Origin of the sequence: Psittacicella gerlachiana (assembly GCF_003585965.1) — a bacterium.
Classification (GTDB): Bacteria; Pseudomonadota; Gammaproteobacteria; order Enterobacterales; family Psittacicellaceae; genus Psittacicella; species Psittacicella gerlachiana.
Map to the genome: position 1 here is coordinate 1 of NZ_NRJF01000143.1, position 5,321 is coordinate 5,321.

The window sequence follows — 5,321 nt, forward strand, 5'->3', positions numbered from 1 at the left end:
TCTAGTTTTGCAAGATTGCGTCCACCAATTACTACATTTGCCCCTTCGAGTACTAGTTGTTTTGCTACTTCTTTACCAATACCAGAGCCACCACCAGTAATAATTGCTGTCTTTAAAGAAAATCTTTTCATTTGTTGTACCTCGTTGTAAAATATAACTATAATTATTGTGATAAATTTTTGTGTCTTTATCTTCCATAAGGCAAGAATAAATATTAAATTTATTTCCTTTGCCCCAATATTATAGAATTATTTATTTAGAACAACAACGCATAATATCTTTAGGATATCTAAAGAAAATCTTTATATTATGAAAACTCCTTTTTTAAATGCTCTTCAAGCTTTTGAAGCTAGCTATCGCTTACAAAGCTTTTCAGCCGCTGCCCAAGAATTGAATGTTACTCCCGCCGCTGTAGGGCAATTGGTAAAATCTTTAGAAGATTACCTTGGTAAGCCTTTATTTGTTCGTAAAACCGGAGGTAAGGCAAGGTTGCAAGCAACTGACCTTGCTAGTCAAGCGATAACTGAAATTCAACAGGGATTTGAATCCTTAAGTTTAGGACTGAAAAAACTTCAAAACTCTCAAGAAGATAATCGTTTGAGTGTTACTGTAAGCTCTACTTTTGCTACTAAATGGCTTTTAACTCGTTTGCCTGATTTTCAAAGTCAGCATCCTGAAATTGAGTTCTTTCTAAACTTAACCTCACAAAATGTCAATTTCTTTAGTGAAAGTGTTGATATCGGCATACGTTATGGCAAAGGAAATTGGTCTGACTTACAAGTAGAACTTTGGCAACAAGAACAAAGATTTGCAGTTTGCTCGCCTGAGTTTTTAGAACAACATCCAATCCATAAGCCTACCGATCTGTTTAATCTTCCTTTAATTCATGATTTGACTTTATCACGTCATGAAGGGTTTCTTGGCTGGCAAGATTGGTTTGCTAAGTTTTTACCTTTGAACTCTCATCACGAGATTAAAGGTCTTAGCATTAATGATAGTGCCAATGTTATTCAAGCTGCTATTAATGGTCAAGGAATTGCTTTAGCCCGAAGCTTACTGGTAGCTGATGACTTGAAAAGCGGACGCCTCATTCAACTTTTTCCAGAGCTTACTCTGAGTTCAAATTTGGCTTATTATCTTGTATATCGACCTCAAAGTTGTCAAAAACCTAAAATTTGTATTCTCCGCAATTGGTTAGCTCAACAAACCCAAACCATGTATAACTCCTAGCCAATAGGATTACCCAGTACAAAATGCCAACTCCTTAATTTATTAGTTTTGCTTAAAAACGAGAAAGGGGACAGAGTTAAATAAACTTGGGTTTTGTCCCTCTTCTCGTGCTTGTACCTTGCACAGACTAAATTACGGCTATAGGTAATAAGAGTAAGTTTTGCTTGTCCCAACTTGATTTAAAGCTTTAGTACTTTTTTCTCGATCACTTTTGATCATTTATTTGCAAAAAATAGCTATCTAAAGGCTATTTCCTTACTTTTTCTCATAGATTTACTTCTGCTTTCTATCTTTAACTCTTTAAAATTTAGAGCTTTTCTTTACTCTGATCATTTTTGATAGAAAAAATCCGGATCTAAAAAGTTGTCACCTGCCCCAAATCTAAACTTTTCCCAAGAAATTTCCTTAGTTATTGCATAAAATGAAAATATAAATCATTAAATTAGCTAGCGAAAAGCTCTAATTTGCATCTTATGTAATCAACAATATTAAACTAGATTATCTTTTTTAGTTTTACCTTACTTTGACAGGAGTAAATCATAATGACTAACTTAAATGTATTTGATAAAAGCTATGGTTTATATATTAATGGACAGTGGACTAATGGAAGCGAAGGGCAACTGTTAACTTCTTATAATCCAGCGAACAACCAACCTTTAGCAACTTTTGTTGATGCAACAAGAGAAGATGTTGATGCTGCCGTGCAAGCGGCAACCCAAGCTCTCAAAACTTGGCGTCTGACCACGGCTGCGGAACGTGCAGCTATTCTCAATCAAATTGCTGATGTAATTGAAGAAAATCTCGAACTCTTTGCTTTACAAGAAACTCTTGATAATGGTAAACCTATTCGTGAAACGACTAATGCCGATATTCCATTAGCTGCAGACCATTTCCGTTACTTTGCGGGAGTAATTCGTGGTGAAGAAGGGACGGTAAACGAACTTGATCAAGAAGATATTTCCATTATTATTAATGAGCCTATTGGAGTAGTTGGACAGATTATTCCTTGGAACTTCCCATTCTTAATGGCTGCTTGGAAAATAGCTCCAGCATTGGCTGCCGGTTGTACAGTGGTAATTCACCCATCTTCAACCACTTCTTTAAGCTTACTTTCTTTAGCTCAAAAAATTGGTCATCTCTTACCACCTGGAGTTCTTAATGTAATTACAGGTAAAGGTTCTAAATCAGGTGCTTATATGCTCGAACACCCTGGCTTTAATAAACTCGCATTTACGGGTTCAACTGCTATTGGACGTGAAGTGGGTATAGCAGCGGCTAAACTTCTTATTCCGGCAACTCTAGAGTTAGGCGGTAAATCTGCAAATATCGTCTTTGATGATGCTCCATTTGAAAAAGCTCTTGAAGGGGCGCAAAAAGGAATTCTCTTTAACCAAGGACAAGTATGCTGTGCAGGTTCACGTATCTTTGTGCAAGAAGGAATTTATGACCAATTTGTTGCTGCTCTAGTTAAAGCCTTTGAAAATATTAAAGTAGGTTTACCATGGGAAGCAGATACAATTATGGGAGCACAAATTAATCGTCCACAAATTGAAACCATTGATAAATATGTAAATCTTGGTAAAGAAGAAGGTTGTCGTGTGCTTACGGGTGGACATCGTAGAACTGAGGGAGCTTTAAAAGATGGAGAATTCTATGCTCCAACTCTAATTGAAGCTCAAGATAACTCTTTACGTATTAACCAAGAAGAAATCTTTGGTCCAGTTGCTACCGTAATTAAATTTAAAACTGAAGAGGAAGTAGTAGCTCTCGCTAATGACAGTGAATATGGTCTTGGTGGAGGGGTATGGACTCGAGACATTAACCGTGCTTTACGTGTAGCTAAAGGCGTACAAACCGGAAGAATGTGGGTTAACTGTTATAACCGCTTTACTGCAGGTTCTCCATTCGGAGGATATAAAACTTCAGGTATAGGTCGTGAAACTCATAAACTCATTCTCAAATCTTATACCCAAGTAAAAAATATTTATATTAGCTTACGTGAAGAAAAAGAAGGTTTCTACTAAGCGAAAGTTTCTCTTAAGGAAAAAGGAGGTGCAAACCTCCTTTTTTCCATGCCTAGAGGGCATAATTTAAGCACTTTAGTTCTTTACTATTTTAGTTTGTAAATTTATGGGTTACCTAATCCCTAACTTAAATCTACAACTCAAATCTTGGCTTATATTTTTATAGCTCTTTATAGATTTAAGGACAGATTAAAGATATATCTTATCTCAGTCTTGAGGATAGAAATTTACAATTCTGCATATATACTATTAAAAGTCTTGATACAAACACCACTCACACTTATCTCGCTAGTTAATACCAATTCCCACGACTCATCCTCATTGATCTTTGAGCTTTGTTTTCTGAAATTTAAGGCAAAGACTGGGAGTTATAGTAAAATAAAAGTGTAGATTCTTTTTTTCATTTATCACAAGTAATAGCTTATGATGTTTAATATTTCTTTTCGTAAATGTTTGACGACTCTAGGTTTAGGGGTAGCTTTAACCTTTGTTGGAACTAACTTAGCTACAGCAAATAATGCCAGCTTTAGTCAACCATTTATGCCAATGACCTTAAAACTTAGTGCTAAGGCTAATGAATACCTAGGTAAGGTAAGATTCTTTAATAGTGATCCTAAAGCTCGTGGTTACCAAAAACCAACGCTCGCTAAAACCCCTTTAAGTTATTTATATAATTCAGATGCTCGCCTCGAACCTCTACATAAAATGATGATGGTTTATTATCAAAAGGTATATGATTATTTTGCCAATAATCAAAATGCTCAAGACCATAATAAATTTATTATTGGGTTAGCCGATGCTTTAATGCCTTTTGATTTAAGTAGTCGAGGAGCGGTGTTCCGTACGGCAATTGATCGTCAATTGCAATTAGTGATTCCAAATCGTAATTCGGGTATCTCTAAAGAAGAACGCATCCTTATGAAAGATTTTATGTTTAGTATCTATACTTCACAAATGATGCTTTACTGTAATCAATTACGTAATAATCAAGCTTTAGTTCCTACTTTTTGTAATGGAGCAGCTATAGTTTCGATTATTAATGCTAATGGCTTTAAGAGCGGAGCAGCTTATTTCCGTCGTCTTGGCTTTTTAGCTCAAATTCCTCAAGAAATGGACAAGCTAACGAATAAACAAAAAGTTGAAGCTTTTGGAGAAATAATTCCGCAATTAAATGCTTCACAAGAAGTATTAAAACGCTTTATTGGTTTTGCTCCTGATTTTGGCTTACCAGCCCCTGCCAAACAGTAACGTCGGAGATTGATTTATGAAATTATCTAAAATTTTCTACCAAACCTTGGCAGTAACTTCAGTAGTAGCAAGTATGTTCTGGAGTCAACAAGCTCAAGCTCGTGTATGGTTTCACTATTCGACTGTGGAACAAAATGTTATGCTACAATCTTGGCAACTAACTCAAGAATTAGATACTTATGCTAATAAAGATCTTGCCATTGGTGAGTTATTTGAGATCATTGCTCGTATTCCTTACTTAAATAATGTTAAGGTAACTCGTGAAGGAGAAGATATTCAAACTTCGGTAGACTTGAATATTATTGGTGATTACCTAAAAAAATATTGTCCAGTTGACAAAGAAAATCCTGTAGATTTAACTCGCTATGGTTGTGCTAATGTTTTAACTATGTTTAATCTACGTTATCTTTTAGGGCAAAATAATTTATCGCAGTATTATGACATTCCTTATGTCAAGCGTACAGCAACTGCCAAAAAAGATCAAAAAACCTTAGCTCTTTTAAAAGGAGTTGAAGTTGCTGATTTTAAAGATCTCTATATTAGCCAAGCTGATATTAATAATCTTGAAATCGCTAAATACTTAAAACAAGTTTACAAAGTAAATCTAGTTCCTAATCCAAATGTTAAGCTCCCTGAAGGAGCAACCATGCCTGGTGTAAGTAAACCAGCTTCTTAATTTAGAAGTTCGTTAACTTACTCTAGGGAGTGATCTTAAATTGATATTTTTTCTTAGATTACTCTCTAGTTTGTTTAAATTAGAAATGGTTTATATGAAAAAAAGCTTAAGAACTTTAGGTTTTCCTAAAGTTCTTAAGCTTT

The 5,321-nt window shown here is 35.1% G+C and carries 5 protein-coding genes; 4 read left to right on the forward strand and 1 reads right to left on the reverse strand.

Annotated elements, in window-relative coordinates; genetic code table 11:
- Window positions 1–131 (reverse strand): SDR family NAD(P)-dependent oxidoreductase (locus tag CKF59_RS05175; RefSeq protein ID WP_119534900.1); only part of this gene is annotated, 131 nt, incomplete at its 3' end.
- Between the two features lie 178 nt (window positions 132–309).
- Here CKF59_RS05175 and CKF59_RS05180 point away from each other — a divergent pair.
- From CKF59_RS05180 to CKF59_RS05195, 4 genes are all read left to right on the forward strand, one after another.
- Window positions 310–1,230: a LysR substrate-binding domain-containing protein gene (locus tag CKF59_RS05180; RefSeq protein WP_119534901.1), complete on the forward strand. Its 921-nt coding sequence runs from the start codon at window positions 310–312 to the stop codon at window positions 1,228–1,230.
- Window positions 1,231–1,772: 542 nt separating this feature from the next.
- Window positions 1,773–3,254: an aldehyde dehydrogenase family protein gene (locus CKF59_RS05185; RefSeq protein WP_222985605.1), complete on the forward strand. Its 1,482-nt coding sequence runs from the start codon at window positions 1,773–1,775 to the stop codon at window positions 3,252–3,254.
- 423 nt (window positions 3,255–3,677) lie between these two features.
- A complete protein-coding gene (locus CKF59_RS05190; RefSeq protein WP_147397128.1) occupies window positions 3,678–4,502 on the forward strand; it encodes a hypothetical protein in 825 nt (274 codons plus the stop codon).
- A gap of 16 nt (window positions 4,503–4,518) precedes the next feature.
- Complete coding sequence (locus tag CKF59_RS05195; protein WP_119534904.1) at window positions 4,519–5,178, forward strand: hypothetical protein; 660 nt, start codon at window positions 4,519–4,521, stop codon at window positions 5,176–5,178.
- Window positions 5,179–5,321 lie beyond the last annotated feature (143 nt).